We start from the raw sequence: 26142 nt of genomic DNA, 5'->3' as shown, positions 1-26142 counted from the left end.
CTGTTTCCCTTTCGACTACGGATCTTAGCACTCGCAGTCTGACTGCCGATTATATCTCGTTGGCATTCGGAGTTTATCTGAGATTGGTAATCCGGGATGGACCCCTCACCCAAACAGTGCTCTACCTCCAAGAGACTTAACATCGACGCTAGCCCTAAAGCTATTTCGGAGAGAACCAGCTATCTCCAAGTTCGTTTGGAATTTCTCCGCTACCCACAAGTCATCCAAGCACTTTTCAACGTGCCCTGGTTCGGTCCTCCAGTGAGTTTTACCTCACCTTCAACCTGCTCATGGGTAGGTCACATGGTTTCGGGTCTACAACATGATACTATGACGCCCTATTAAGACTCGGTTTCCCTACGGCTCCGTCTCTTCAACTTAACCTCGCATCATATCGTAACTCGCCGGTTCATTCTACAAAAGGCACGCTCTCACCCATTAACGGGCTCGAACTTGTTGTAGGCACACGGTTTCAGGTTCTATTTCACTCCCCTCCCGGGGTGCTTTTCACCTTTCCCTCACGGTACTGGTTCACTATCGGTCACTAGAGAGTATTTAGGGTTGGGAGATGGTCCTCCCAGATTCCGACGAGATTTCGCGTGTCTCGCCGTACTCAGGATACTGCTAAGGTTAATCTATCATTTTAAATACGAGGCTGTTACTCTCTTTGGCTTACCTTCCCAGGTAATTCTTCTATAATGATTAATCCTATATCGCAGTCCTACAACCCCGAAGTGTAAACACTTCGGTTTGCCCTCCTGCCGTTTCGCTCGCCGCTACTAAGGCAATCGCTTTTGCTTTCTCTTCCTGCAGCTACTTAGATGTTTCAGTTCACTGCGTCTTCCTTCTCATATCCTTAACAGATATGGATACTAGTCATTAACTAGTGGGTTCCCCCATTCGGACATCTCTGGATCAGCGCTTACTTACAGCTCCCCAAAGCATTTCGTCGTTAGTCACGTCCTTCTTCGGCTTCTAGTGCCAAGGCATCCACCGTGCGCCCTTATTAACTTAACCTTATTAACCTAGTTTCTTTAAAACTAGAAAACTCATTAAATATTCACAGCGTTTTCGGTTTATTTTCTTGTTACTTTCTACAATCTATTTCTAGATCGTGGAATTTGATATAGATATTCAATTTTCAATGAACAATTTGAATCTTTCGATTCAATGGAGCCTAGCGGGATCGAACCGCTGACCTCCTGCGTGCAAAGCAGGCGCTCTCCCAGCTGAGCTAAGGCCCCACAAGACCTCTCAAAACTAAACAAGACACAAATGGCAGGTTTCCTTATCCTTAGAAAGGAGGTGATCCAGCCGCACCTTCCGATACGGCTACCTTGTTACGACTTCACCCCAATCATCTATCCCACCTTAGGCGGCTGGCTCCTAAAAGGTTACCTCACCGACTTCGGGTGTTACAAACTCTCGTGGTGTGACGGGCGGTGTGTACAAGGCCCGGGAACGTATTCACCGCGGCGTGCTGATCCGCGATTACTAGCGATTCCGACTTCATGTAGGCGAGTTGCAGCCTACAATCCGAACTGAGATTGGCTTTAAGAGATTAGCTTGCCGTCACCGGCTTGCGACTCGTTGTACCAACCATTGTAGCACGTGTGTAGCCCAGGTCATAAGGGGCATGATGATTTGACGTCATCCCCACCTTCCTCCGGTTTATTACCGGCAGTCTCGCTAGAGTGCCCAACTTAATGATGGCAACTAACAATAGGGGTTGCGCTCGTTGCGGGACTTAACCCAACATCTCACGACACGAGCTGACGACAACCATGCACCACCTGTCACTTCTGCTCCGAAGAGAAAGCCTATCTCTAGGCCGGTCAGAAGGATGTCAAGACCTGGTAAGGTTCTTCGCGTTGCTTCGAATTAAACCACATGCTCCACCGCTTGTGCGGGCCCCCGTCAATTCCTTTGAGTTTCAACCTTGCGGTCGTACTCCCCAGGCGGAGTGCTTAATGCGTTAGCTGCGGCACTAAGCCCCGGAAAGGGCCTAACACCTAGCACTCATCGTTTACGGCGTGGACTACCAGGGTATCTAATCCTGTTTGCTCCCCACGCTTTCGAGCCTCAGCGTCAGTTACAGACCAGAGAGCCGCTTTCGCCACCGGTGTTCCTCCATATATCTACGCATTTCACCGCTACACATGGAATTCCACTCTCCCCTTCTGCACTCAAGTCCTCCAGTTTCCAAAGCGTACAATGGTTAAGCCACTGCCTTTAACTTCAGACTTAAAGAACCGCCTGCGCTCGCTTTACGCCCAATAAATCCGGACAACGCTCGGGACCTACGTATTACCGCGGCTGCTGGCACGTAGTTAGCCGTCCCTTTCTGGTTAGTTACCGTCACTTGGTAGATTTTCCACTCCTACCAACGTTCTTCTCTAACAACAGAGCTTTACGATCCGAAAACCTTCTTCACTCACGCGGCGTTGCTCGGTCAGACTTCCGTCCATTGCCGAAGATTCCCTACTGCTGCCTCCCGTAGGAGTCTGGGCCGTGTCTCAGTCCCAGTGTGGCCGATCACCCTCTCAGGTCGGCTATGTATCGTCGCCTTGGTGAGCCTTTACCTCACCAACTAGCTAATACAACGCAGGTCCATCTCACAGTGAAGCAATTGCTCCTTTTAAATAACTAACATGTGTTAATTACTCTTATGCGGTATTAGCTATCGTTTCCAATAGTTATCCCCCGCTATGAGGCAGGTTACCTACGCGTTACTCACCCGTTCGCAACTCATCAGTCTAGTGTAAACACCAAACCTCAGCGTTCTACTTGCATGTATTAGGCACGCCGCCAGCGTTCGTCCTGAGCCAGGATCAAACTCTCATTAAAAGTTTGAGCTTTGCTCTTTTCTGTCTCGCTGACAGATTTATTGTTTTTTTGTCATTGACGGATTTACATTGTAAATCCACCCTGCACATTCGTTCGTCTTGTTCAGTTTTCAAAGGTCTTTGCCTCTCTTGAGACAACTTCTATATTCTAGCAAACTTATTCTGCTTTGTCAACTACTTTTTTTAAGTTGTTAACTACGCGCTAATAGAAACTGCTCTCTCGAGACAACTTATTTAGTTTACTACATCATCTCTTACTTTGTCAACTCTTTTTTCATACTTTTTCTACATTTTCTGAAAATGTAGATCGGGCGCAAGCTTAACGATTCTTTTTAAAATCATTAAATTTTAAAACAAATTTCAGACATGTTGCCAAAGTTTTGATATTATTAATATAATATAGTTTGTAGAGGAGAATAATATGGGCCAAGAACCTATCATCGAATATCAAAATATCAATAAAGTGTATGGGGAAAATGTTGCGGTTGAAGATATTAACCTTAAAATTTACCCTGGTGATTTCGTTTGTTTCATCGGTACGAGTGGATCAGGTAAAACAACATTAATGCGTATGGTTAACCATATGTTAAAACCAACAAATGGTACTCTATTATTTAAGGGAAAAGATATCTCTACTATTAACCCCATTGAATTAAGACGCAGAATTGGATATGTTATCCAAAACATTGGTTTAATGCCTCATATGACCATTTACGAAAATATAGTTCTTGTACCAAAATTATTGAAATGGTCAGAAGAAGCTAAAAGAGCTAAAGCAAGGGAACTTATTAAATTAGTTGAATTACCCGAAGAATATTTGGATCGCTACCCTAGTGAGTTGTCTGGCGGTCAGCAACAACGTATCGGTGTCATTCGCGCTCTTGCAGCAGACCAAGATATTATTTTAATGGATGAGCCTTTTGGAGCTCTGGATCCTATTACTAGAGAAGGTATTCAAGACTTAGTCAAGTCTCTTCAGGAAGAAATGGGGAAAACTATCATCTTAGTTACTCATGATATGGATGAAGCCCTCAAGTTAGCAACAAAAATTATTGTTATGGACAATGGTAAAATGGTCCAAGAAGGGACACCCAATGATCTCTTACATCATCCTGCTACTAGTTTCGTTGAACAAATGATTGGAGAAGAGCGTCTCCTTCATGCGCAGGCTGATATTACTCCTGTTAAACAGATAATGTTAAATAATCCTGTTTCAATAACTACTGAAAAAACACTAACTGAAGCTATTACACTAATGCGCCAAAAACGCGTTGACTCACTTCTAGTAACCGATAACGGTAAATTAATTGGTTTTATTGACTTAGAATCTCTAAGCAGTAAATATAAGAAAGATCGACTTGTTTCTGATATCTTAAAACATACTGATTTTTATGTTATGGAAGACGACTTACTTAGAAATACTGCTGAGCGTATTTTAAAACGTGGTTTAAAATACGCTCCAGTTGTTGACCATGAGAATAACTTAAAGGGCATTGTTACTCGTGCATCCCTAGTTGATATGTTATACGATATTATTTGGGGCGATACTGAAACGGAGGATCAATAATGGTCAATTTCTTATCACAGTATGGCATGCAAATATTAGTAAAAACATGGGAACAAGTCTATATCTCATTTTTTGCTATAGCACTTGGGATTGCAATTGCTGTTCCATTGGGTGTGGTCTTAACACGTTTTCCCAAAGTAGCCAAAATTATCATTGCTATAGCTAGCATGCTACAAACTATACCAAGTTTAGCCTTATTAGCTTTAATGATTCCATTGTTTGGAATTGGAAAAGTCCCAGCTATCGTTGCTTTATTTATTTATTCCTTGCTTCCTATACTAAGGAATACTTATATAGGTATGAATAATGTCAATCCAACACTTAAAGATTGTGCTAAAGGGATGGGAATGAAACCTATTCAATCTATATTTCAAGTTGAGTTACCTTTAGCTACTCCAATTATTATGGCTGGTATTCGCTTGTCTACTATTTATGTTATTGCTTGGGCTACATTAGCTTCTTATATAGGTGCAGGTGGACTTGGTGATCTCATTTTTAGCGGGTTAAATCTTTTTCAGCCCAAATTAATTCTAGGGGGCACAATTCCTGTTATTATCCTGTCACTTATTATAGATTATCTTTTAGGATTACTGGAAACAGCTCTAACGCCCAGAACAACAAGAAGGGAGGCTTAGATATGCTTAAAAAATCGCACTTTTTACAGATATTTACACTTTGCTTAGCCCTCTTAACGATTTCTGGTTGTCAATTAACCGATACTAAAAAACCTGGTCATACCACAATTAAGGTTGCTGCCCAAAGTTCTACAGAGTCTAGTATCATGGCAAATATTGTCACCGAATTAATTCATCACGAATTAGGATACAACACAACTTTAATAAGCAATCTTGGTTCCTCTACGGTTACTCACCAAGCTTTGCTCCGTGGTGATGCTGACATTGCTGCCACACGTTATACAGGAACAGACATCACAGGAACTCTTGGCTTAAAAGCTGTTAAAGACCCTAAAGAAGCTTCTAAGATTGTAAAAACTGAATTCCAAAAACGCTACAATCAAACTTGGTATCCTACTTATGGTTTTTCTGATACTTATGCATTCATGGTTACTAAAGAGTTTGCCAGACAGAATAAAATCACCAAGATCTCTGATCTCAAAAAGTTATCAACAACTATGAAGGCAGGGGCTGATAGTTCATGGATGAATCGCGAGGGAGATGGATACACTGATTTCGCTAAAACATACGGTTTTGAATTTTCACATATTTACCCTATGCAAATTGGCTTAGTCTATGATGCAGTTGAAAGTAACAAAATGCAATCTGTATTAGGCTACTCCACTGACGGTCGTATTTCGAGCTATGATTTAGAAATTTTAAGGGATGATAAAAAATTCTTTCCTCCTTATGAAGCCTCTATGGTTGTCAACAATTCTATCATCAAAAAAGATCCTAAACTAAAAAAATTACTCCATCGACTCGATGGTAAAATCAATTTAAAAACGATGCAAAACCTTAATTATATGGTAGATGATAAACTTTTAGAACCTTCAGTTGTTGCCAAACAATTTTTAGAAAAAAACCATTATTTTAGAGGAGATAAATAAATGAAACAAATGAATACTTTCCAACAATTTATCTACTACTTCCAACATAATGGTAGTTATATCTTAGAACAATTTATCCACCACTTTTTAATTTCAATTTACGGCGTTATTTTAGCTGCAATCGTTGGTATCCCTCTAGGTATCTTCATCGCTAGACGTGGTAAAATTAAAACCTTTGTTATGGGAATCGCAAATGTCATCCAAACCATTCCTTCTTTAGCTATGATCTCTATCATTATGTTAGGTCTAGGGCTAGGTATTAAAACAGTAGTTGCAACTGTCTTTCTTTATTCTCTTCTGCCAATCATCACAAATACTTACACTGGTATTAGAAATGTTGACTCCGACTTACTAGATGCTGCTAAAGGAATGGGCATGACTAAGCGTCAACGTTTATTTATGGTTGAGTTACCACTATCTATTTCTGTTATCATGGCTGGACTTAGAAATGCCCTTGTTGTAGCAATTGGTATTACAGCCATTGGTGCTTTCGTCGGTGGAGGCGGACTTGGAGATATCATCATAAGAGGAACTAATGCAACAAATGGTGGTGCTATTATCTTAGCAGGATCTCTTCCAACAGCCCTTATGGCAATTTTCTCTGATTTAATCCTAGGCGGTATCCAACGCATGCTTGAACCAAGAAAATAACTATTAAAAACTTGTCAGTAGAGACAAGTTTTTTTGATGTTTCAGAATAATTTCTTAAGTTCTAAAATTGTTTTTTACTATAGCTAAATCCTAATCCTCCCAATATAGCAATGGCACATCCTATAACAATAAAGCTAACATTTGATAAGGCAAATGAAAAGATAGTCATAAATAGTGTTCCTATAGGCATAAACATAATAGCAATAGTAAATATAGTCGACATCACACGCCCCATATACGCTTCATCGACCCTGATTTATACCTGACTGAAAAAATGAATATTAAACATTGTCAGAAGACTATTAAAAAGAAAACTACCACTGTAAGATATCCATATCGGTAATTCAAATAGAGATGGGAATCCCATAACTATGACTCCCAAACTACTGAATACTAGCATAGATAGCATAGAATTAATACTAGATTTAATTTTTCTAGCAATAAGCGCTCCAATAATTGATCCGATAGCTGATATACTAAGTATTGTTGCATAAGAACCTGAAGTTTTCAATAGGGAGTTAGTAAAAGGTAAAAGATAATTGAACATTGCTAGGAAAGTGTTTAATAAAGCAGCAATAATTAGAAAAAACATAATTTCTTTTTCTTTTTTGATGTAAGTAAATCCATCTGCAATATCAGCTAAAATATTTTTTATCGCTACCTTTTCTTGTTTTGAAAGCTGTACCCTTTCCACTTTAATAGCATAAAGAAACAGGAAAGAGATCAAAAAAGTAATCGCATCAACAATTAAAGTAATCCTAATACCAAAATTATTAAAAATAAGGAAACCTAAAACAGGGGAACTTACACTAATAATTTGCACAATGGTTTCCAGATTAGCATTATAGGTAATGATATCAGCTTTATCTACTATTTCAGGAATATAAGATTTATAAGCCGGAGAAGAAAAAGCATTGGAAACCGCTAAGATAGCATTAGCAACTATTAGACCATACACCATTACTTTATCATCTCCAATAAAAGAAAGTAAGAAACACATGATAGCACAGATAGCATCTGTTATTAGTAAAATTTTTCTTCGTTGAAAGCGATCAGCTAAGGCGCCTCCAAAAGGGTTGAGGACAATAGAAACCAACAACTCTACTATCTGATAAATACCTAAAATCTTTTGTCCTAGACCACCCATCGAAGCAATCCAAGTACTATTTCCATAATCATAAAGCACATCACCAAGTTTACTGACTGCTCGACTAGATAGTAATTTTATACCATTAATATTCATAATTCCCTCCTTAGTTCGACATTATAGCAAACCAAAAGGAGAAATATTAAAAAATCCCATAAATGGGATTTTTTATAATCTTGTTACCCTATTAAAGTGTTCCTGAAAATTTTCAACATGATGTTTAGAACCAATTGCTTGGAAGCAAAAAATAGCTTGCTTCATGCTTTGTATTCCTCGACTATCCCCTTTAGCATAGGCAAGAAATCCTTTTTCATAGAGTAAAATAATACGGTGATAAGCATTCCGCTCATTATTTAAAAGTGCTTCAACTTTCTCTAGAAAAAACGTTGCTTCTTCTAGAGCGCGCCGTTCTATTAGTGTCTCTACCACATTTAGGAGGGTTGCTTCGACAACATTGCGGTTTGTATAAATATCTCGATAATATTCCTTTTGATTGATAACCTCTTTAACAAGTTGGCAAATATGCCTTGTGTTGTAATACCGGTAAAGATTTCCAATCAAAATATAGTCACTAATTTCCCAACTATCCTTTTGAAAGAGGTAATCCGACAAAAAGCAAAGGTCTTCTTCCGACATTTTTCTTGAGGAGTCACATTCACATATCATTCCTCTAAAAAGAACTATGTTTAAACGACAACGTATATCTGAACTATCCTTTTTTAGTTTACCTTCTTCCACAGAAATCATCTTTTCTAACCCAGCTACGTCTCTTTGATAATGATATTGAGCCATCTGAGACATTAAAGATATCTGATCAGATTTTTGATATTTATTTACTCTATCCATAAATTCGCTAATTGATAAATCAATTGCCTCTAAAGCCCCTAAAAATTTTGTTAATGATAAATCTGATTCACCCCTCTCAAATCGTGATAACTGAGAAACAGAAAGTTCATTTGAAGCAACCTGTTTAAGAGAAAACTGTCGATTAAGTCGAAATTCCCTAAAAATAGGGCCATATTTAAACATTAGTATTCCTTTCTAACCGTAATCTCATTGGTAAACTTATGAGGTAATTTCAATAATTTATATTTACCAACTTTAACCAATATATGAGCTGATATATAGTCATTTTCTTTTATTTGTAATATCATATCACAAGTTCTTCTAAATCAACATATGTTAATTTATCTGGGAATTTTTCTCGTAAGGTTACTTTCATATATTGAGTACTTACCATACAAAATTCCTCCATCATATACTCTTTTTTTTCAATTATAAATTAAAATAGAATCATCTCATCTAACTTTGTCATTGCCTTTGTGCTATTTAAAGTAGTTATTTAAATTTACAATGGTTTCTCAAGTATTTAGAAGTTTTAAAAATGACTTTAGGACAATTTTTGAATATTACACAAAAAACACCCCATGGTGTGAACCATGAAGTGCTTCCAATCGCTGATATATAGGTATATATTAACGTTTTGAGGATTGTGATGCTTTACGGGCTTTTTTTAAACCTGGTTTTCTCTGACAACTGTAATATATGGTGTTATATGGTATAAACTAGCTAAAAATCAACAATTTATATCCCAAAAGTGCACTATGTATTACAATATGTTCGCGGAGGGGTTATCAAAAGGTTATCAAAAAATTTGTTTTCGGGGCTTATAAAATAAAGAAATTAATTATTTATAATTTGATTGAGATACTTATCATTTTTAGCTTCATTTTTATCTATTGCTTTACCAAAATGTAAATAATAAACTTTGCTATCCTTCATGTAAAATGTTATGTCTTCTAATCCAACTTGATTATTTTCATATCTATAATAACTATCAGGATAGTAAGCTTCCTCAACATTTTCACTCGATTATAAATCATCATAACTACCTTTATTTAAATCTACCTGTGCCTTTACTTTTTCCCCAAATTGTCCCACGAGTCCAGTGTCAATTTGGTTTTTTATCGTTTTTATTGATGATTTAGCAGTCTCAGAAATATCATCAATCTTTTCACTATAAGTCGTCTTAATAGAATCAGCTTCTTCTACTATTTCAGGGGCATAGACAATCCTTACTAAAGCTCTTTGAATTTGCTTTTTGAATTCTTTGTCTTCTTTGGTTCCTTTCAATACAGCGCCTATTGAACTCATTTATTGCCTCTTTCACTTTATAGTCCATCTAAATTAGTAGTATTTTCTTCCTTCTAAACTAGAAATGTCATTTTCTAATTTTACTCGGTCTTTTAGAAACTGTGTCCGACTATTTTCCTCTTGGACGATGATAGTCTGTTTATAGTTTTCATATTCATCAATTAATTCCATTTGATAACTTTCGATTATTCGATTTAAACTCATAAAAGTCGAACCATCTGAATCATTTTGTCTCAAAAAGTGACTTATCTCTTCATAGACTTCTTGTAAATAAGTCTCTAACTCATTCTTTTTATCCTCAAGGCTATATAATTTATTTTCTATCTCCATATTTTCGCGATGATAATTATCTTCCAATTTTTCTAGCTTTATTTTTAGACTATTAATTTTGTTTTCTTTTTGATCTAGTACTGTGACCATTCCTTAAATTCTCCTGCTAATTTGGAATCCTCTTCCAGCAATTTTTGAACACCAGATTCAATTTGTTTTTGAAGATTAATATATGAAGTTGTGATCTCTTGTGCATTAGTAACTTTTTCATCAAAGAAAGTTTCAATTGGTGTTACTATGGTGTCCTCTCTAACTCCGCCCTCACTATATGCATCAGCTAATTCTTCCGGACTTAAATCTGTTATACCAGGAGGCATCACTTTAGTTTTTGCAAATAGTTCTGATGCTTTTTCTTTAGCTAATTCAGCATTCTTCTTGATATCATCAGAAGCTGTTTGAGATGCCGTGGTTAAACCGTTAGCAATAAATATAGCCTGTTCAGAATCTAAATATACTTTTTCACTATGACTAAGTTTGCCTCCAGATTTTTTTAATTTAGCTTTAGCTTTTTGAAAATGAACTTCTTCATAAAGAACAGACTGAATAGCTAGTGACTTAGGATTTACGATGTTACCTTTTTCATCTTTTAACTTACCATCATCAGTAAATTTCCAACTCTCTATTTTATGACTTTTACCATTTCCCCATTTCACGGTACCATAATCTTTATCATCTAGTTTATTAAAATCGTTCCACCAAGTTACGTTATCCTCTTTATGTCGAAAATTAGCAAAATATTCAGGATGCTTAGCCATGAATTTTTTTCATCTTCATTTAAAGTGCTATACCTAAACCATCCATTAAATACTGTAGTCGGGATATGATATTGAGCACCTAATTTTAACATATATGCAGATTGAGAATAGCCTGAAAGCTGAGTCACAGTCCATTTGTCATGTGACTATACGTCTTTTAAAAATTTATCAGCTAATTTTAACTGAGTCGAACTTTGATGTGGTTGAGCAGATGAAACTGCGCCAATTAAATCTTTATAATTACTTGAATCAGTTGCAGCAGATATAACAGCAACACTATTATAATCTACTTTACCCTTGATAATTGGTGCAACTGCCATACCCTGATAGCCGGACATATCGTCAGGAGAAATTTTTAATACTTTAAATTTTTTTCTATCTTCTGTTGTAATAATATTTGTTTCGTTATCTTTCTGGGGTAAATCCGTTATGACAGTTGAATGATTTTTTCTGCATAATTGGGGTTAACTGAATATACATTATCTCCAATATTGAATTCACGAAGTTCTTTCTCGGTATATGTAAATCCCATTATTGTATCTTCTCCTGACCATCTGAAAAAATAATTTTTATAGTTTTTTTTGTTTTACCAATTCTTGAATCAAAAAAATTCATATTTTTTTCATTAAATTTTCCGCTATAATTTTTTTTCGATTCCAAATTATGTGTAATATTATAAACAATAGATTTTTTATCATTAAATGAAATCTTTACAGTACAATGCCAATCTCCAGGAATTTCAGTTGAAACAGGATGTGTGATTTTTATTTCTTCTATATTCTCATAGGAATTTTTCAATGCTTTGACTAGACTAACTTCATATTCTCGATTCCGTTTTAGTTCTTCTTTTCTTTGTTGTTCTTTCATATAAAATCCTCCGCTAAAAACAAGTATGAATAATGCAACTATTAGTAGTATTATTTGGGTACTCTTTTTCATTTTTACTCCTTTATGAAACAATTACATCATCTAGCTATAATATATCAACTTAGGAGAGCTTATGCCCTCCTAAGTTAAACTTATGAATTTGAATAAGCCAATTATTTATTAATTTGTGAGGCAATATCTGAGTCTGTTTGTTCGACAACATCCGCAACTTTCAATAATTGTTGATTTATATCTTCTAATAATTGTGCAAATTGTGTGATTTTTGGAGATAATTCATTGAATTGGGCTTCAAAGCTATCAAATGCTGTACCATCCCAATTTTCATCAATAACAGCTTGTTCTTGAGTCAAAACTGTTAACACATCTGTAATTGATTGTGATCCTGTTGTATATTTTTGTGCTGAAATACGGAGTTCTTCAGGTGTTAGTTTAATTTGTGACATCATTTGCTCCCTATTTTTTTAACTGCAGTATAGCATATTTAGATGTTCCTTACACAGATAAAACTCATAATAGGTTAATCTATTAAAAATACAAACAGCGATTTATATTACATCTACTTTACTTTCAAAACGGAAAGGTTATCAAAAGGTTTTAAAAAAACACCCTACAATATCTTGCAAAGTGCTTTGAAACGTTGATATAACAGTATATTAACATTTTGAGAATTGTGATGCTTTACGGGCTTTTTTAAGACCTGGTTTTCTCTGACAACTGTAATATATGGTGTTATATAGTATAAACTAGCTAATACTCATCAATTTACATCCAAAAAGTGTACTATGTATTGCAATATATTCGCGAAGGGGTTATCAGGTTATCAAAAGTAAAATTGACAATAAAAAAACACCTTGCAATTGCTTGCAAAGTGCTTTGAAACGTTGATATAACAGTATATTAACGTTTTGAGAATTGTGATGCTTTACGGGCTTTTTTAAGACCTGGTTTTTTACGTTCAACCATACGTGCGTCACGTGTAAGAAGTCCAGCACGTTTCAATGAATCGCGGAAATCTGGGTCAACTTCTAAAAGTGCACGTGAGATACCATGACGGATCGCACCTGATTGACCTGCATATCCACCACCTACAACGTTAACAAAAACATCGTATGAACCTTGAGTTGAAGTAACTGCGAAAGGTTGGTTGATAACAAGACGAAGGTCTGCGTGTGGGATGTACTCTTCTACATCTTTTTTATTGATTGTAATTTTACCAGTACCTGGGACCAAACGAACGCGTGCAACAGCGTTTTTACGGCGACCAGTACCTGCATATTGTGCTTGTGCCATTATATAATGCTCCTTTCCTCTTAGATAAGTCCTGAGATATCAAGTACTTCTGGTTGTTGTGCAGCATGTGTATGCTCACCGCCAACAAATACTTTCAATTTCATACCTTGTGCACGTCCAAGAGTGTTATGTGGAAGCATGCCTTTAACTGATTTTTCAATCAAACGAACAGCATTTTTAGAACGAAGTTCACCTGCTGAGATTTGTTTCAAACCACCTGGATACATTGAGTGAGTGTAGTAGATTTTATCTGACGCTTTTTTACCAGTTAATTTAACTTTTTCAGCATTGATAACAATCACAAAGTCACCTGTATCAGTGTGTGGTGTGAAAGTTGGTTTGTTTTTTCCGCGAAGTACGCTAGCAACTACTGCAGAAAGACGTCCAAGAGGTACATCTGCTGCGTCAACAACGTACCATTTGCGTTCAACTTGGCCTGGTTTAGCCATGAAAGTTGTTTTGTTCATGATTTCTCCTATACGAATTCGTTTTTGTTTACAGGTGTGGATGTTCCGGTCCACGAGAGTATTTGAAAGGTTCCGGGGCCTTACAAATGGGGTAAACAATACCGCTTATAATCATATCAAAATAAGATAGCATTCGTCAAGTTATTTCTTTTATTTTATCAATTTTCATCCCAAAATAAATCATCTACAGTTTTATTCAAAGCTTGACACAATTTAATCGCTTAATTATAGTCTCCTTTTTCAATGGCGGCTATTGTCTGACATGATACACCGACCTTTTCAGCTAGAGACTGTTATAATAAATCCATACTAGCTCTAGCCGTCTTTAAGCGTAAATTTTTCATATTACTATCTGTCCTTATACTTATGGTAGTACACTGAAATTCCCATAGCTATCAATGATATTCCTATAACTGCTAAAATTGCATCATCTCCCCTTGAAAAATAAGTAGCAATATCAACCTTCCTAGTAAAAGCATCAATAAAATAGTTATTCCTATGAGGGCAAATGCGCCAGCAACAAAAACATTTTCCAAAAACTTTCATCAACAAACGGAGAGACGCTTTTTAGATTAGAAGTCGTAACAAAATAGAAATACCACTAAATAAAGTTAATATTATTATAAAATCAGGTAACACACTCCCCTTATTAGCTTTCCAAAAACACTTTCAAGCCATAAGATAAAAACCATCGTCTAAAAACATTTTTGATAACTTTGTAAAACCAATTGTTGTTGTCGTTTATCATATTGAGGATAGTTCTTATTTTATTTTTTATAATAGGTCTCCTACTATTTTATAGTTTCATAGCATCATATAAAATACATTTTATAAAATGTATACTAAAAGAACATAACGTACTGTTATGCCCTTTGATTTGTTATCGGTTTTCTTCCCCTAAAGAGAATAGAGCTAAAGCACCTGAGCCCACATGAGCTGAAATAACTGGCCCTAATGGACGAATAATAACTTCTTCAATACGCTCATCTGCTAATAACTGTTCTTTCATAACTTGAGCTGAATCTTTCTCTCCACTATAAGCAATAATTAAAGTGCTATAAGATAGTGTTTTTGTTGCCTGAGTCACAATCTCTTTAATACCTTTTTTACGGCCCCTTGTCTTGGCAAATGGTACTAATTTACCCTCACTATCTAACTTAAGTAATGGTTTAATCTTAGCAACACTTCCAATGATAGCTGCACCTTTTGATAAGCGACCACTACGCATTAAATGGTTGAGATCGTCAACTAAAAAGTATGTGTTTAATTTAGGGAGAAGTGATTCAATTTTTTGTTTCACTTCTTCTAAAGATTTACCTTCTTGTCGCTCTTTAGTTGCTAACATCGCTAAGACACCCTCACCACATGAAGCTGCCATCGTATCCACAATCTCAATTTGAGCATCAGGATATTTGTCTAAGACCATCTCACGCGCAATAGTTGCACTCTGGTAAGTGCCTGATAAATGTGAAGATAGCGCTAAATATAACAAGGCATGGTCATTTTCTGCATAGGTTGAAAAAACTTCTTCAAACTGACCAACGTTAATTTGGCTTGTTGTAGGCTTTGCTCCCTCTTGCATACGCTCCAACAAGAAGTCACTAGTAATTTTTTCGTCTCCGACTGTCTCATAAGTCTTTCCATCAAGTTCAATGGTTAAACCTATAATATCGACATTGTGCTCTTGAGCCCACTTTTCATCTAAATCCGATGTCGAATCCGTTAGTATTTTAAAAGTCATTGTTACCTCAATCTATTATTTTTATTTGATAATCAAAGTAGTTCCAATATTATATCAAAAAAATTGTTGGCTGGCTAATAAAGTGTTAGGTTTTACATACCATCTAAAAAATCCTTGAGTTTTCCTAGTTGTTCATCATTCCACGGCCTTAACTTTGGCGTACTCAAATCGATTTGACTGGACATCTTATCCAAATCTGATTTTACTGTCGCTACACGCTGTTCCAATTCTCTAGCCGAGACACGTAAAGCACCCTGAGAAAATATAGTCCATTGTTCATTTAAATCACTGGTAGCAACGGAGACTAAATTTAACACAGATTGATTAAGTTCTGCCGCTGCTCGTTCAATATAGCTATCCGCAGTTTCGTCCTCCTCAGTAAAGATAACGGATATTTTGTATTGGTCATAACGTTGACGTACACCAGGAACATACTGTGCATCAAATACACAAATAATATCAATGTGTTCGAAATGTGCGTAATGATTTAGCTTTCTAAGTAGTACTTCCCTTGCCTCTTCTAAACGATTGCTTTTAAAAAGCTGTCGAGTATCTTTCCAAAAAGCAATCATATTGTAGCCATCAACGAGTAAGATAGAATGTTTTTTCATAGGCGGTTTCTAAATACTTCATACATCAAAATAGCGGCTGCGACACTGGCATTTAAACTCTGAACATGACCATTCATGGGAATTGTAATCATTTCATCTACTTGCTTTTTGATATTATGAGAAATACCTTTTCCTTCATTACCAATAACTAGGGCTAATTTACCTTTGGTATTCCACTTATGCGATGGTGTCCCATTCATATCAGTGCCAAATATCCAGAACTCCTTATCTTTTAAAGTATCCAAAGTTTGACTGAGATTAGTTACCCTTGCAATAGGAACATGTTCAACAGCTCCTGTAGATGTCTTTGAAACCACTGGGGTCACTCCAACAGAACGATGTTTGGGGATGATAATACCTGTTACATTGGTTGCATCAGCTGTGCGTAGAATAGAACCTAGGTTGTGAGGGTCGGTCAGACCATCAAGGATTAAAATGAGAGGATTTTCTTCATTCTCTGCCTTTGTCATTATCTCTGATAAATCCGCATAGGCAAATTCCGAAACTTTTAGAACGAATCCTTGGTGAACTCCACCATTTGTCATGTCTGATAAGATTTTTTTAGGAGTCCAGGAAATGGATACTTTTTTTTCAGTCGCTAGTGCTTTGACTTTATCAACGTTCTTTCCTCTTAAGTCATCTTGCAAGTATAATTTATTACCAGTATTAGCTCTTAAACTCTCTGTCACAGCATGTAAGCCATAGACAAGGTCACTTGATTCTTCTTTAAATTGTTTATCTTTCATAGTCATATTATATCATGAATGCTATAGCATAAAGCTTTTTATAGCAATATTTTACCAACAAATCCTAATGTCTCTATAAAAAAGAGAGGATATAGCCTCTCTTTTTGTTTATTTTTCAATGGTTTCAATACACCACTGTATTAGAGTTTCCAAGCGCTTTATCTGACCAGTCATATCCAAGTACCCCATAAGAGCCTCAAAACCTGTAGACATACGATAGGTAATAATATCAGCATTTTTAGCTTTTGTATGACTATTCGCATTACGTCCTCGTTTATAAATTAACTGCTCTTCATCAGTTAAAATATTTTCTTCTAACATGGCATTAATTAACAATGCTTGGGCATTAGCAGAAACATATTGGGTTGCTTTCCGATGTAACTGATTAGGTTTGGTAAAACCCTGCATAATTAAATGGCGTCGGATATACAAAGAATAAACTGCATCTCCTTCAAAAGCTAAAGCAATACCATTAATCAAACGAACATCAATCACGAGTCCACCTCACGCCATCCTTAGTATCTAACAATTTAATTCCTTGTTTTGCTAATTCATCTCTAATACGATCAGCAGTTGCAAAATCACGATTAGCTCGTGCTTCTTGACGTTGTTCTATTAAAGATTCAATATCAGCATCAAGAACTTCCTCTTGGAATACAATACCAAAAATTTCTAATAATTCAGCAAAGGTTTCCTTAACTCTTGAAGTATAGTGTCCTGAATTAATCCATTTTGCCATTTCAAAGATAACAGTAATACCGTTTGCTGTATTAAAATCATCATCCATCGCTCCTTGAAATGCTTTCACAAATTGCTCTAATTCTTCATCATTAGCATTCTCTTGGATTGGTAAGTTGAAAGTATTTTTTAAATATTTAAGGTTAACTTCCGCATCATGAACGGCCTTTTCAGTGAAATTCACGGGTTTACGATACTGTTGTGTCGCTAAGAAAAAACGTATTACTTGTCCGTCAACGCTCTTCAACATATCGTGAACAGTAATAAAGTTACCAAGAGATTTAGACATTTTCTCGTTATCAACGTTAACAAAACCATTATGCATCCAGTAATTTGCAAAGGTCTTACCTGTTTTAGCTTCAGATTGTGCAATCTCATTCGTGTGATGTGGAAATTCTAAATCAGCTCCTCCACCATGGATATCAATAGTATCACCAAGGATCTCAGTTGCCATAACAGAACATTCAATATGCCACCCTGGGCGCCCTTTCCCCCAAGGACTTTCCCATGAGACTTCCCCAGATTTAGCTGATTTCCAAAGTGCAAAATCTAAAGGATTCTCTTTAATCTCTCCTTCACCATCAACACGACCACTTGCACCAATCTCTAAATCTTCCAAAGTTTTATTGGCTAATTTTGCATAATGATGTGATTTACTTACTCTAAAATAAACATCTCCATTAGCTTCATAGGCAAATTCCTTATCAACTAAAACTTTAACAAAATCAATAATCTCATCCATATAGTCAATAACTCGAGGATTTTTTGTAGCAGGTTTGACACCTAATGCAGCAACATCTTCCATAAATGCTGAAATAAACTTATCTGAAAAGGATTTTGTATCCATACCTGCTTCAGCTGCACCTTTTATAATTTTATCATCAACATCAGTAAAGTTAGAAATATAATTGACTTGGTAACCACAATACTCAAAATAACGACGAATAGTATCAAAAGCTACTACACTGCGGGCATTCCCGATGTGTATATAGTTATAAACTGTTGGCCCACAGACGTACATGTTGACTTTACCTTCATTGAGAGGTATAAAATCTTGTAAACTGCGAGTCATAGTGTCGTAAATTTTTATCATGGTTTTTCCTTTTTCTGTTTTTGATAAGCTTTATACAAACGAACAACATACATTAAAACAAAAGCAGCCCAAATAATTCCTAAGAGAGGGTTACCTTGTGCAAACTTTAAATAGCTTAAACAAGCTGCTGCTAGTATACCTAAGATTGATAATATTTGAGTTGTTACATAATCCTTCACAAATACCTCCTAAAGTTTGGACGAATAATAACTTTCTTCTCGATCATGTTCAATACTTCGGATTTGAAGATCATCCTTTTGACCATGGACACGGACAACTTTAGCTGGAACACCAACTACTGTTACGTCTGCTGGCACATCTGCAAGGACAACTGCTGCAGCACCGACTTTAGCATTTTCTCCAACCTCAATTGGACCAATGATTTGAGAATGTGCTGAAATTAGCGCTCCTTTACGTATGGTTGGGTGTCGTTTGCCTTTGTCTTTACCTGTGCCACCCAATGTAACCCCATGGTATAGCATAGCACCTTTCTCTACAATGGCAGTTTCTCCAATGACCAATCCTGAACCGTGGTCAATAAAAACCCCTTCCGAAATCGTCGCTCCGGGATGAATTTCAATTTGTGTCCAGAAACGCCAAAATTGACTGTGCATACGTGCTAACAATTTAAAATTATGATTCCATAAAAAATGAGATAGCCTATGAGCTGCAAGAGCTTTTATTCCTGGATAAGTTAAAATAACTTCTAGAGAACTACGAGCAGCTGGATCTTGTTCTTTGACAATAGCTATACTTTCTTTCCACCACCCCATAGTTATCCTCAATCGTTTTCTACATCAGACCAATCAACTAAAACTTGTTGTTCATCAAATGGATTGATGGCTACTCCAAAGGTATCATCAATCTCATTTTCTCCATTACGCGGTTTATAAATATCGTCAATCGTCCAGGCTAAAATTACTCCTTGTGCTTTCCTAAAAGCACCACCAAAATCATTATGGTTATACCATTTTTCAAAACTTAAAAGGTTTGAGAATACTGGAACATAACTTTTTCCTTCGGGGGTAGACATTGTAGGGAAAAGACGGTCAAAACTACCTTCTTCACGTGGATGGACAAAGGCAGGTACCAAGTAGGTTTTATCCATGATATCGGCAACAATGTTATCTTCATTTAACAACTGATTTAAGATTGTGGTGTAATTATTCATAAATTGCACCATATCTTCACAGTAGAAAATAGTCGAGTTCCCAAAATCGCCTTCTTTTTTTAAATTATAGACCAATCCTGCTAAGCCATGTGAAATAGCTTCATCAAGAACGTCTAAACTACGACGACTCTCCCAAAACATATCTCGAGCACTTTCTTGCTCCTCTTTGAAATGATTAAGGTCAGTAATATCCGTAAAAACAGGAACAACTTCTTGACCATCTACTTGAATAGCATAGGGTTCCTTGCTTGCCCAAACCGTAGAGTGGTGCAAGGCATTCACAAGACCTATACTATCTAAAAAATTATCCGGTGCATTGATAAAAGCACGCAATCTAATGTCTAACTCGTTTGTACTTGTCATATTAAGATTCCTTTTTAGGATTGTCAGCTTTTGGAGGACGTGGTAACAATGCTTTCATAGAAGCATCAACTCGCCCTTTATCATCAATTTTGATGACTTTCACATCAACTTCTTCACCAATTTCAAGAACATCAGCTACATTTGCTGTACGTGTCCATGCAATTTCTGAAATATGTACCAATGCATCTGTTTTATCAAAGAGGTTGACAAAGGCACCGAATTTCTCGATACGAACTACTTTAGCATGGTAAACTTCTCCCACTTTTGCTTCACGTACTAAACTTGCAATAATGTCTTTCGTACGATCAATAGCAGCCTGATCACTAGAGAAGATAGATACATTTCCTTCTTCATCAATATCAATCTTAACACCTGTTTCAGCGATGATTTTATCGATAGTTTCGCCACCTTTGCCGATGACAACTTTAATCTTATCAACATCGATTTTTATCATATCAATCTTAGGTGCCGTTGGTGCTAATTGTGGACGTGGCTCTGCGATAGCTCCATGAAGGACATCAAGAATTTCAAAGCGTGCTTTTTTAGCTTGCGCAAGAGCTTCTTCCAAAATTTGAGGGGTAATACCTTCAATTTTAATATCCATTTGAAGTGCTGTAATCCCTTCACGTGTACCCGCAACTTTAAAGTCCATATCGCCAAAATGGTCTTCTAATCCTTGAATATCAGTGAGGACTGTATAGTTTGTTCCATCTGATATGAGCCCCATGGCAATACCAGCAACTGGAGCTTTTATAGGCACACCACCTGCCATAAGAGCAAGCGTTCCAGCACATATAGAAGCCTGAGATGATGAACCGTTTGATTCTAAAACTTCTGCAACTAGTCGGATAGCATACGGAAACTCCTCCAAGCTTGGAAGGACTTGTTCTAATGCACGCTCTCCTAAAGCACCGTGACCAATTTCACGACGCCCTGCAGCTCCATAACGTCCCGTCTCACCAACTGAATATTGTGGGAAGTTATAGTGGTGCATAAAGCGTTTCTTATACTCTGGTGTTAGCCCATCAATGATTTGTGCTTCACCCATAGGTGCTAACGTTAATACTGATAATGCTTGGGTTTGTCCTCGTGTAAAGAGACCTGATCCATGAACTTGTGGTAAAAAATCAATCTCTGCGTCTAATGGACGAATCTCATCCACACGACGTCCATCAGGACGAATCTTATCTTCTGTAATGAGGCGACGAACTTCTGCATGTTCCATTTGTTCTAAAATTTCAGCAACATCACGCATAATGCGATCATATTCTTCATGTTCAGCGTAACGTGCCTCATATTCACCTATAACTACTTCTTTAACTGCTTCTGTAGCTGCTTCTCTAGCCTTTTTCTCTTCAACTTGTACTGCAGCCTGTAAAGCTATGTTATGAGTAGCAATAATTTCTGCTTGAAGTTCTGGATCAACTTGAAGAAGTTCTACCTCGGCTTTTTCTTTACCAATAGCAGTAACAATCTCTTCTTGAAAGGCGATTAATTCACAGACAGCCTCATGTCCTTTAAGAAGAGCCTCTAGCATGATTTCTTCTGAAAGTTCTTTCGCTCCAGATTCAACCATGTTAATCGCTTCTTTAGTACCTGCAACCGTTAATTCTAACGCAGAAGCCTCTTGTTCTTGTGCTGTCGGATTAATAATAAAATTACCATCAACATAAGCAACTTGAACTCCAGCAATTGGCCCATTGAAAGGAATATCGGAAATCGATAATGCTAATGATGAACCAAACATAGCAGCCATTGGTGCGCTAGCATTTTCATCAAATGAAAGAACAGTATTGATGACCTGTACTTCGTTACGAAATCCCTCAGCAAACATCGGACGGATTGGTCTATCAATAAGACGTGCTGTTAAGGTAGCATCCGTACTTGGACGCCCTTCACGTTTGTTAAAGCCACCCGGAAATTTCCCAGCAGCATACATTTTTTCTTCGTAATTGACTTGAAGTGGGAAAAAATCACCTGTTGACATTTTCTTAGACATAACTGCTGCTGTGAGTACAGTAGAATCTCCATAACGAACGACAACTGATCCATTTGCTTGTTTAGCCACTTGGCCAGTTTCAACAACTAATTTTTTTCCAGCAAAAATCATTTCAAAGACTTGTTTTGACATATTATTCTCCATATTTTTTTGTTTACGCGTTTCCTACAAAGTTCAATCTAGCTGTTCTAAACTCAACTTTGCATAAAACCACGTATAAGCTTTATTCTAACATAATTCTATAAAATTGAGTAGCGAAAATCCGTGGAGGAAGCTGTATTATCATTCATTAATGTAAACGTAAAAAGTCTGATTATTAATACTAGCAATCAGACCTTGTTACAATGATTAAAATAAATTTCTAGGGTTAATCTTAGCTTGCTTAATAACCCTCTTCATAGGTTAAAACACTTTCTTACTGCTGGCCTCCTCAAAGTACTTACGTTCATAGTGCGTTTAAAACAAAAAACACTAGAAAATTTTCTAGTGTTTTTACTTGACTCTGTTGTCTATTAACGACGAAGTCCAAGTGATTGAATCAATTCACGGTAACGGTTAACATCTGTACGACGTAGGTATGCTAATAAGTTACGACGGTGACCAATTTTTTTCATCAATCCACGGTAAGTAGCGTGGTCTTTTTTGTGTTGTTTGATGTGGTCGTTAAGGTGGTTGATTTCCCAAGTAAGAACTGCTACTTGAACTTCAACTGATCCTGTATCACCTTCGTGACGTGCATATTGAGCAATGATTTCATTTTTTTTCTCTTTTGAGATTGCCATAATATATTCTCCTTTTATTGCTTCATCCGAGTCTTAGGATTGGCACTCCTAAAACCAAGAAAAAGTTGGTTTGTCTTATAGACCCTCTTATTTTATCAAATTAGAATAAACTTTGTCAAAAGTTTTTAATAGAAATATGGATAACCAACTGTCTCTAAAGGAAAATCCTTCATAGACTAAACGAGACTTTGCATCTTTTTGCCGAAAGACCTTAGCATAAGTAGATGTCATACTAGTTGGCCCACACATAAATATTGTTGGTTGTCCTTCAAAAACAGACTGACTAAAATCAAGTCTTCCTTTGAGGCTACTATTATTTAAGTGAAGTTTAAAATTAGGATTGGCTTTAGCATAGGATTCTAACATATCTTGATAAATCAAATTGTCTTGATTTGAAAAGGTATAAAAGAAGTCAACTCTCTTAGTCAAAATACTATTTTCTCTAATAAATGAAATGAAGGGAGTGATGCCGATACCTCCTGCAATCCAAACCTGTTCTTTCTTGTCTTTATCAAATAACATATGACCATAAGCTCTATCTAAGGCTATTTTTGTCCCAACTTTTAGCTGTTTGTAAATGGATTTCGTATAATCTCCTGAAGCTTTAACAGTTAAAAATATCACTCTATCATGACCACCTGATATCGAGAAAGGATGAGCTGCTGATTCAAAGCCAGCTTGATAAATTTTTAAAAAAGTAAATTGTCCATAGTCATATCGATAAGGACGCTTCATTGCTATTTCAATCTCAGTTGTATCATGGTTAAGATGAGTAACCTTTTGAACGTACCCTACACGACGAAAACGCATTCTAGAATATAGGAAAATAATATAAAATCCAGATATAACCCCAATGACAGCATAACCTAATACGATTAAACTGAGTAAAGTATTTCCTAGTATCCTATCTCCTAAAATCATAAAAGTATGTACCAATCCCAAAATATAAGCTAAATAAACAAAGCGATGAATAAAACGCCAAATTTCATACTTTAAAAAATTTCCGAAATAAGCTACAAAAACAATACTTAGAAAAAGATATAATCCCGCACTGCCAATAGTCTTTGCAAACTCACTTCCATGTCCGCCTTGTCCAAGACCAATTTTGTGCAATAGAAGCAAAATCATTGAAAATACAGCCATTACCTTGTGGTAAAAATACATATTTTCAATACCTTGAAAGTAACTTTCAAGTATCCTAAATTTGGTTGATAAGAGGAATGTTAGCGATAAACTTGTCAAAGCTAATCCTGGTACAACAAATTCACTTAATCCTGCATTTTGCCATGCTACTAGTGTCACCACTATGCTAGATAAAATTAAAACAATACCTTTCCAAGCTCGCATAACGACCACCCCTTTATTTTTAGTAAGGATAAAATACCACAAGATACTTATACAAAACTTAAAAATTTCAGAAAATAACAAAAAGGCAACTCCAATGTTGCCTTTTTGTTATGATTTATAAATTGATTTGCAATGCTGTACTATATCTTTAACAGCGAGTCCATACTCCTCTAATAAATATTCCATCTGACCTACCTGACCAAATCGCTCATCAATACCCATACGACTAACAGTAGTGTCTTTCTCCATACTAAGCCATTCGCATAATGCACTTCCGATACCGCCAATACGGTTATGATTCTCAATAGTTACAATGGATTGATCTATCAGTAATGGTTTCAGTTCTTCTGGAAGGGGCTTAATTTTAAAAAGGTCGATAACTGAGGCCTCAATCCCTAGTTCTTTGAGGTAGTCGGCTGCTTCTATCGCTCTAGAAACCATAATACCACTTGCTACAAGAGTAATATCTTTTCCCTGGCGTAATTGTATAAAACCTTTTGAAAAATCTTCGCGTCCCTCATAAACTGCAGTGGGGGCCTTACGAATAGTTCTAATGTATTTTAGGCCATCAATACTTAATGTTTGTTTTAAAATTGCTTCAAACTGAATATCATCACTAACCTCAAAAATAGTCGCTTTGGGAATTAACCTTAGTAGACCTAACTCTTCAAAAGGCATATGAGTTCCGCCATTCATTTCTGCGCTAATTCCTGCATCTGAGCCAATAATCGTAGCTGATAATTGTGAGTAACCTAACGATAAGAATACTTGATCAAAGACACGCCTTGACGCGAAAGGACCAAAAGTATGAAGGTATGGCTTGTAACCTTTAATGGCGAGCCCTGCTGCAAGGCCTACCATCTCAGCCTCCATAATACCTAGATTAATATAACGTTTTCCAAATTCTGATGCCAGTGCATTTGTTGACATTGAACTCGACAAATCGGCTTCTAAAACGGTAATTTGTTTATTTTCTTGATTAGCTTGAAGGAGGAAATCACGATAGACAAGCCTCATTTCTTTGGTTGAACATCTCATTCTACCACCTCCAAACTTTCTCTCAAGCTTATCAACGCTCGCTCTAACATTGTTTTTTGTTGTAAATCTGGTCGTAAATGATGATTAGAAGCTAACTCCTCCAACTCTTTCACACCTTGTCCCTTGATGCTATCTAAAACAATACATTTTGGTCTGACACTATTTGAATCTTGAAAAGTTTTAATAGCTTTGTCAATTGCCTCAATGTCATCTCCTTTTACACGTACTGCATCAAATCCAAAAGCTTCAAATTTAGCAACAAAGTCTCCAGGATTACAAATATCAGCTGTCAAACCATCTAATTGTTTTTTATTATCATCTACAAAAACAATTAAATGGTGCAGTTGATGATGCGCAGCAAATTGTATAGCCTCCCAACATTGTCCTTCATTTAATTCACCATCACCTACAATAGTATAAGTATAATAGCTTGAATTCTCAATCTTTTGAGCATAAGCAATTCCCGTTGCAATACTAATGCCTTGACCTAACGAGCCTGTCGTTACATCTATACCAGGAGTTAAATTGCGGTCAGGATGCGAAGGTAGTTTGGTACCGTTTGTATTGAGCGAATGAAGGAATGTTTTATCAAAAAAACCTTTTAAATAGAGTGTACTATACAAGGCTGGACCAGCATGTCCTTTTGATAAGACCATATAATCCCGATCACTTTCTTTGAATTTTTCAGGATTTATATCCATAATATCACCATACAGAACAGCCAAAGCCTCAACAATTGATAAACTACCCCCATAGTGACCGAATCCTAAATGGTTTAGCGTTTCTAGAGTATTTAAACGAATCTCCGTTGCAAATCGTCTTAGAGATGAATATCTTTCTTCTGGTGATGTCAT

General features: G+C 36.5%; 25 protein-coding genes, 1 tRNA gene, 2 rRNA genes and 3 pseudogenes (1 of these 31 cut by a window edge). 4 read left to right on the top strand and 27 right to left on the bottom strand.

What is annotated here, in order from left to right:
• From QOR44_RS01435 to QOR44_RS01425, 3 genes are all read right to left on the bottom strand, one after another.
• Positions 1 to 1017, bottom strand: a 23S ribosomal RNA gene (locus QOR44_RS01435) (it extends 1886 nt beyond the left edge of the window).
• 154 nt (positions 1018 to 1171) lie between these two features.
• Positions 1172 to 1244: transfer RNA gene (locus QOR44_RS01430), tRNA-Ala, on the bottom strand.
• 54 nt (positions 1245 to 1298) lie between these two features.
• A 16S ribosomal RNA gene (locus QOR44_RS01425) occupies positions 1299 to 2847 on the bottom strand.
• Together the 16S and 23S rRNA genes with 1 tRNA gene alongside form the textbook arrangement of a ribosomal RNA operon.
• A 420-nt stretch (positions 2848 to 3267) precedes the next feature.
• On the opposite strand from QOR44_RS01425, the gene QOR44_RS01420 reads away from it, so the two are divergent.
• Genes QOR44_RS01420 through QOR44_RS01405 form a run of 4 tightly spaced genes read left to right on the top strand, consistent with a single transcriptional unit; the run spans position 3268 to position 6628 of the window.
• Positions 3268 to 4413, top strand: a complete 1146-nt coding sequence (locus QOR44_RS01420) for a betaine/proline/choline family ABC transporter ATP-binding protein (protein WP_000529594.1) — start codon at positions 3268 to 3270, stop codon at positions 4411 to 4413.
• The gene (locus tag QOR44_RS01415; RefSeq protein ID WP_000247053.1) at positions 4413 to 5048 is read left to right on the top strand and encodes an ABC transporter permease; all 636 of its coding nucleotides are present in this window, start codon (positions 4413 to 4415) and stop codon (positions 5046 to 5048) included. Before QOR44_RS01420 ends, QOR44_RS01415 begins: the two co-directional genes overlap by 1 nt.
• Positions 5049 to 5050: 2 nt before the next feature.
• The gene (locus tag QOR44_RS01410) at positions 5051 to 5977 is read left to right on the top strand and encodes an osmoprotectant ABC transporter substrate-binding protein (protein ID WP_000914793.1); all 927 of its coding nucleotides are present in this window, start codon (positions 5051 to 5053) and stop codon (positions 5975 to 5977) included.
• Positions 5978 to 6628, top strand: a complete 651-nt coding sequence (locus tag QOR44_RS01405) for an ABC transporter permease (RefSeq protein WP_000812155.1) — start codon at positions 5978 to 5980, stop codon at positions 6626 to 6628.
• 61 nt (positions 6629 to 6689) lie between these two features.
• Here the strand turns inward: QOR44_RS01405 and QOR44_RS01400 are convergent.
• The 24 genes and pseudogenes from QOR44_RS01400 to QOR44_RS01285 form a co-directional block, all read right to left on the bottom strand.
• A pseudogene (locus QOR44_RS01400) lies at positions 6690 to 7871 on the bottom strand (MFS transporter).
• A 72-nt stretch (positions 7872 to 7943) separates the two neighbouring features.
• The gene (locus QOR44_RS01395; RefSeq protein ID WP_000477634.1) at positions 7944 to 8804 is read right to left on the bottom strand and encodes a helix-turn-helix domain-containing protein; all 861 of its coding nucleotides are present in this window, start codon (positions 8802 to 8804) and stop codon (positions 7944 to 7946) included.
• Positions 8805 to 9647: 843 nt separating this feature from the next.
• Positions 9648 to 9929, bottom strand: a complete 282-nt coding sequence (locus QOR44_RS01390) for a hypothetical protein (RefSeq protein WP_000094847.1) — start codon at positions 9927 to 9929, stop codon at positions 9648 to 9650.
• Positions 9930 to 9962: 33 nt separating this feature from the next.
• Positions 9963 to 10349: a hypothetical protein gene (locus QOR44_RS01385; protein ID WP_000259065.1), complete on the bottom strand. Its 387-nt coding sequence runs from the start codon at positions 10347 to 10349 to the stop codon at positions 9963 to 9965.
• Positions 10334 to 11014, bottom strand: coding sequence for a hypothetical protein (locus tag QOR44_RS01380; RefSeq protein ID WP_001883493.1), 681 nt, complete (start codon positions 11012 to 11014; stop codon positions 10334 to 10336). Before QOR44_RS01380 ends, QOR44_RS01385 begins: the two co-directional genes overlap by 16 nt.
• Positions 10960 to 11546, bottom strand: a pseudogene (locus tag QOR44_RS10250) (hypothetical protein). Before QOR44_RS10250 ends, QOR44_RS01380 begins: the two are co-directional and overlap by 55 nt.
• Complete coding sequence (locus QOR44_RS01370; RefSeq protein ID WP_000749954.1) at positions 11546 to 11953, bottom strand: hypothetical protein; 408 nt, start codon at positions 11951 to 11953, stop codon at positions 11546 to 11548. Before QOR44_RS01370 ends, QOR44_RS10250 begins: the two are co-directional and overlap by 1 nt.
• A gap of 101 nt (positions 11954 to 12054) precedes the next feature.
• On the bottom strand, positions 12055 to 12345 hold the full coding sequence (locus QOR44_RS01365; protein ID WP_000078283.1) for a WXG100 family type VII secretion target: 291 nt from the start codon (positions 12343 to 12345) through the stop codon (positions 12055 to 12057).
• Positions 12346 to 12799: 454 nt separating this feature from the next.
• Positions 12800 to 13192, bottom strand: coding sequence for a 30S ribosomal protein S9 (gene rpsI, locus QOR44_RS01360; RefSeq protein ID WP_000035940.1), 393 nt, complete (start codon positions 13190 to 13192; stop codon positions 12800 to 12802).
• 20 nt (positions 13193 to 13212) lie between these two features.
• Positions 13213 to 13659 (bottom strand): 50S ribosomal protein L13, encoded by a 447-nt coding sequence (gene rplM, locus QOR44_RS01355; RefSeq protein ID WP_001865567.1) that lies wholly within the window; start codon positions 13657 to 13659, stop codon positions 13213 to 13215.
• A gap of 224 nt (positions 13660 to 13883) precedes the next feature.
• Positions 13884 to 14003: pseudogene (locus QOR44_RS01350) on the bottom strand (helix-turn-helix transcriptional regulator); the annotation flags it as partial.
• 536 nt (positions 14004 to 14539) lie between these two features.
• Complete coding sequence (locus tag QOR44_RS01345) at positions 14540 to 15400, bottom strand: DegV family protein (protein WP_000143135.1); 861 nt, start codon at positions 15398 to 15400, stop codon at positions 14540 to 14542.
• Positions 15401 to 15492: 92 nt separating this feature from the next.
• Positions 15493 to 16011 carry an NYN domain-containing protein gene (locus QOR44_RS01340; protein ID WP_000716636.1) on the bottom strand — a complete coding sequence of 173 codons (519 nt, stop codon included), beginning with the start codon at positions 16009 to 16011 and terminating at the stop codon, positions 15493 to 15495.
• Positions 16008 to 16763, bottom strand: coding sequence for a 23S rRNA (guanosine(2251)-2'-O)-methyltransferase RlmB (gene rlmB, locus QOR44_RS01335; RefSeq protein ID WP_000178020.1), 756 nt, complete (start codon positions 16761 to 16763; stop codon positions 16008 to 16010). The genes QOR44_RS01340 and rlmB overlap by 4 nt, the downstream gene beginning before the upstream one ends.
• A 102-nt stretch (positions 16764 to 16865) precedes the next feature.
• Entirely contained in the window at positions 16866 to 17252 is a 387-nt protein-coding gene (locus QOR44_RS01330; protein ID WP_000568029.1) for a Mini-ribonuclease 3, read from the bottom strand.
• The gene (cysS, locus tag QOR44_RS01325) at positions 17245 to 18588 is read right to left on the bottom strand and encodes a cysteine--tRNA ligase (protein WP_000591131.1); all 1344 of its coding nucleotides are present in this window, start codon (positions 18586 to 18588) and stop codon (positions 17245 to 17247) included. Before cysS ends, QOR44_RS01330 begins: the two co-directional genes overlap by 8 nt.
• Positions 18585 to 18767 carry a lipoprotein gene (locus QOR44_RS01320; RefSeq protein ID WP_000656476.1) on the bottom strand — a complete coding sequence of 61 codons (183 nt, stop codon included), beginning with the start codon at positions 18765 to 18767 and terminating at the stop codon, positions 18585 to 18587. The genes cysS and QOR44_RS01320 overlap by 4 nt, the downstream gene beginning before the upstream one ends.
• Positions 18768 to 18776: 9 nt before the next feature.
• Positions 18777 to 19361, bottom strand: coding sequence for a serine O-acetyltransferase (cysE, locus tag QOR44_RS01315; protein ID WP_000539954.1), 585 nt, complete (start codon positions 19359 to 19361; stop codon positions 18777 to 18779).
• An 8-nt stretch (positions 19362 to 19369) separates the two neighbouring features.
• The gene (locus tag QOR44_RS01310) at positions 19370 to 20122 is read right to left on the bottom strand and encodes an SseB family protein (RefSeq protein WP_000204782.1); all 753 of its coding nucleotides are present in this window, start codon (positions 20120 to 20122) and stop codon (positions 19370 to 19372) included.
• 1 nt (position 20123) lies between these two features.
• On the bottom strand, positions 20124 to 22253 hold the full coding sequence (gene pnp, locus QOR44_RS01305) for a polyribonucleotide nucleotidyltransferase (RefSeq protein WP_000043850.1): 2130 nt from the start codon (positions 22251 to 22253) through the stop codon (positions 20124 to 20126).
• A 380-nt stretch (positions 22254 to 22633) separates the two neighbouring features.
• Positions 22634 to 22903: a 30S ribosomal protein S15 gene (rpsO, locus tag QOR44_RS01300; protein WP_001018249.1), complete on the bottom strand. Its 270-nt coding sequence runs from the start codon at positions 22901 to 22903 to the stop codon at positions 22634 to 22636.
• Positions 22904 to 22990: 87 nt separating this feature from the next.
• Entirely contained in the window at positions 22991 to 24250 is a 1260-nt protein-coding gene (locus tag QOR44_RS01295) for a ferredoxin reductase family protein (protein ID WP_001203071.1), read from the bottom strand.
• Positions 24251 to 24358: 108 nt separating this feature from the next.
• The gene (locus QOR44_RS01290) at positions 24359 to 25288 is read right to left on the bottom strand and encodes a transketolase family protein (protein WP_001203821.1); all 930 of its coding nucleotides are present in this window, start codon (positions 25286 to 25288) and stop codon (positions 24359 to 24361) included.
• Entirely contained in the window at positions 25285 to 26142 is an 858-nt protein-coding gene (locus QOR44_RS01285) for a transketolase (RefSeq protein ID WP_000203489.1), read from the bottom strand. The genes QOR44_RS01290 and QOR44_RS01285 overlap by 4 nt, the downstream gene beginning before the upstream one ends.

The organism is Streptococcus agalactiae, from assembly GCF_949788565.1.
Classification (GTDB): domain Bacteria; phylum Bacillota; class Bacilli; order Lactobacillales; family Streptococcaceae; genus Streptococcus; species Streptococcus agalactiae.
Note: the sequence above shows the minus strand (reverse complement) of the source record. Positions and strands in the feature narration are given on the sequence as shown.

Bases quoted from the DNA above. Each gene is read 5' to 3' on its own strand.
- QOR44_RS01420 (WP_000529594.1), top strand. From the start codon at position 3,268: ATGGGCCAAGAACCTATCATCGAATATCAAAATATCAATAAAGTGTAT.
- QOR44_RS01415 (WP_000247053.1), top strand. From the start codon at position 4,413: ATGGTCAATTTCTTATCACAGTATGGCATGCAAATATTAGTAAAAACA.
- QOR44_RS01410 (WP_000914793.1), top strand. From the start codon at position 5,051: ATGCTTAAAAAATCGCACTTTTTACAGATATTTACACTTTGCTTAGCC.
- QOR44_RS01405 (WP_000812155.1), top strand. From the start codon at position 5,978: ATGAAACAAATGAATACTTTCCAACAATTTATCTACTACTTCCAACAT.
- QOR44_RS01395 (WP_000477634.1), bottom strand. From the start codon at position 8,804: ATGTTTAAATATGGCCCTATTTTTAGGGAATTTCGACTTAATCGACAG.
- QOR44_RS01390 (WP_000094847.1), bottom strand. From the start codon at position 9,929: ATGAGTTCAATAGGCGCTGTATTGAAAGGAACCAAAGAAGACAAAGAA.
- QOR44_RS01385 (WP_000259065.1), bottom strand. From the start codon at position 10,349: ATGGTCACAGTACTAGATCAAAAAGAAAACAAAATTAATAGTCTAAAA.
- QOR44_RS01380 (WP_001883493.1), bottom strand. From the start codon at position 11,014: ATGGCTAAGCATCCTGAATATTTTGCTAATTTTCGACATAAAGAGGAT.
- QOR44_RS01370 (WP_000749954.1), bottom strand. From the start codon at position 11,953: ATGAAAAAGAGTACCCAAATAATACTACTAATAGTTGCATTATTCATA.
- QOR44_RS01365 (WP_000078283.1), bottom strand. From the start codon at position 12,345: ATGTCACAAATTAAACTAACACCTGAAGAACTCCGTATTTCAGCACAA.
- rpsI (WP_000035940.1), bottom strand. From the start codon at position 13,192: ATGGCACAAGCACAATATGCAGGTACTGGTCGCCGTAAAAACGCTGTT.
- rplM (WP_001865567.1), bottom strand. From the start codon at position 13,659: ATGAACAAAACAACTTTCATGGCTAAACCAGGCCAAGTTGAACGCAAA.
- QOR44_RS01345 (WP_000143135.1), bottom strand. From the start codon at position 15,400: ATGACTTTTAAAATACTAACGGATTCGACATCGGATTTAGATGAAAAG.
- QOR44_RS01340 (WP_000716636.1), bottom strand. From the start codon at position 16,011: ATGAAAAAACATTCTATCTTACTCGTTGATGGCTACAATATGATTGCT.
- rlmB (WP_000178020.1), bottom strand. From the start codon at position 16,763: ATGACTATGAAAGATAAACAATTTAAAGAAGAATCAAGTGACCTTGTC.
- cysS (WP_000591131.1), bottom strand. From the start codon at position 18,588: ATGATAAAAATTTACGACACTATGACTCGCAGTTTACAAGATTTTATA.
- cysE (WP_000539954.1), bottom strand. From the start codon at position 19,361: ATGGGGTGGTGGAAAGAAAGTATAGCTATTGTCAAAGAACAAGATCCA.
- QOR44_RS01310 (WP_000204782.1), bottom strand. From the start codon at position 20,122: ATGACAAGTACAAACGAGTTAGACATTAGATTGCGTGCTTTTATCAAT.
- pnp (WP_000043850.1), bottom strand. From the start codon at position 22,253: ATGTCAAAACAAGTCTTTGAAATGATTTTTGCTGGAAAAAAATTAGTT.
- rpsO (WP_001018249.1), bottom strand. From the start codon at position 22,903: ATGGCAATCTCAAAAGAGAAAAAAAATGAAATCATTGCTCAATATGCA.
- QOR44_RS01295 (WP_001203071.1), bottom strand. From the start codon at position 24,250: ATGCGAGCTTGGAAAGGTATTGTTTTAATTTTATCTAGCATAGTGGTG.
- QOR44_RS01290 (WP_001203821.1), bottom strand. From the start codon at position 25,288: ATGAGATGTTCAACCAAAGAAATGAGGCTTGTCTATCGTGATTTCCTC.
- QOR44_RS01285 (WP_000203489.1), bottom strand. From the start codon at position 26,142: ATGACATCACCAGAAGAAAGATATTCATCTCTAAGACGATTTGCAACG.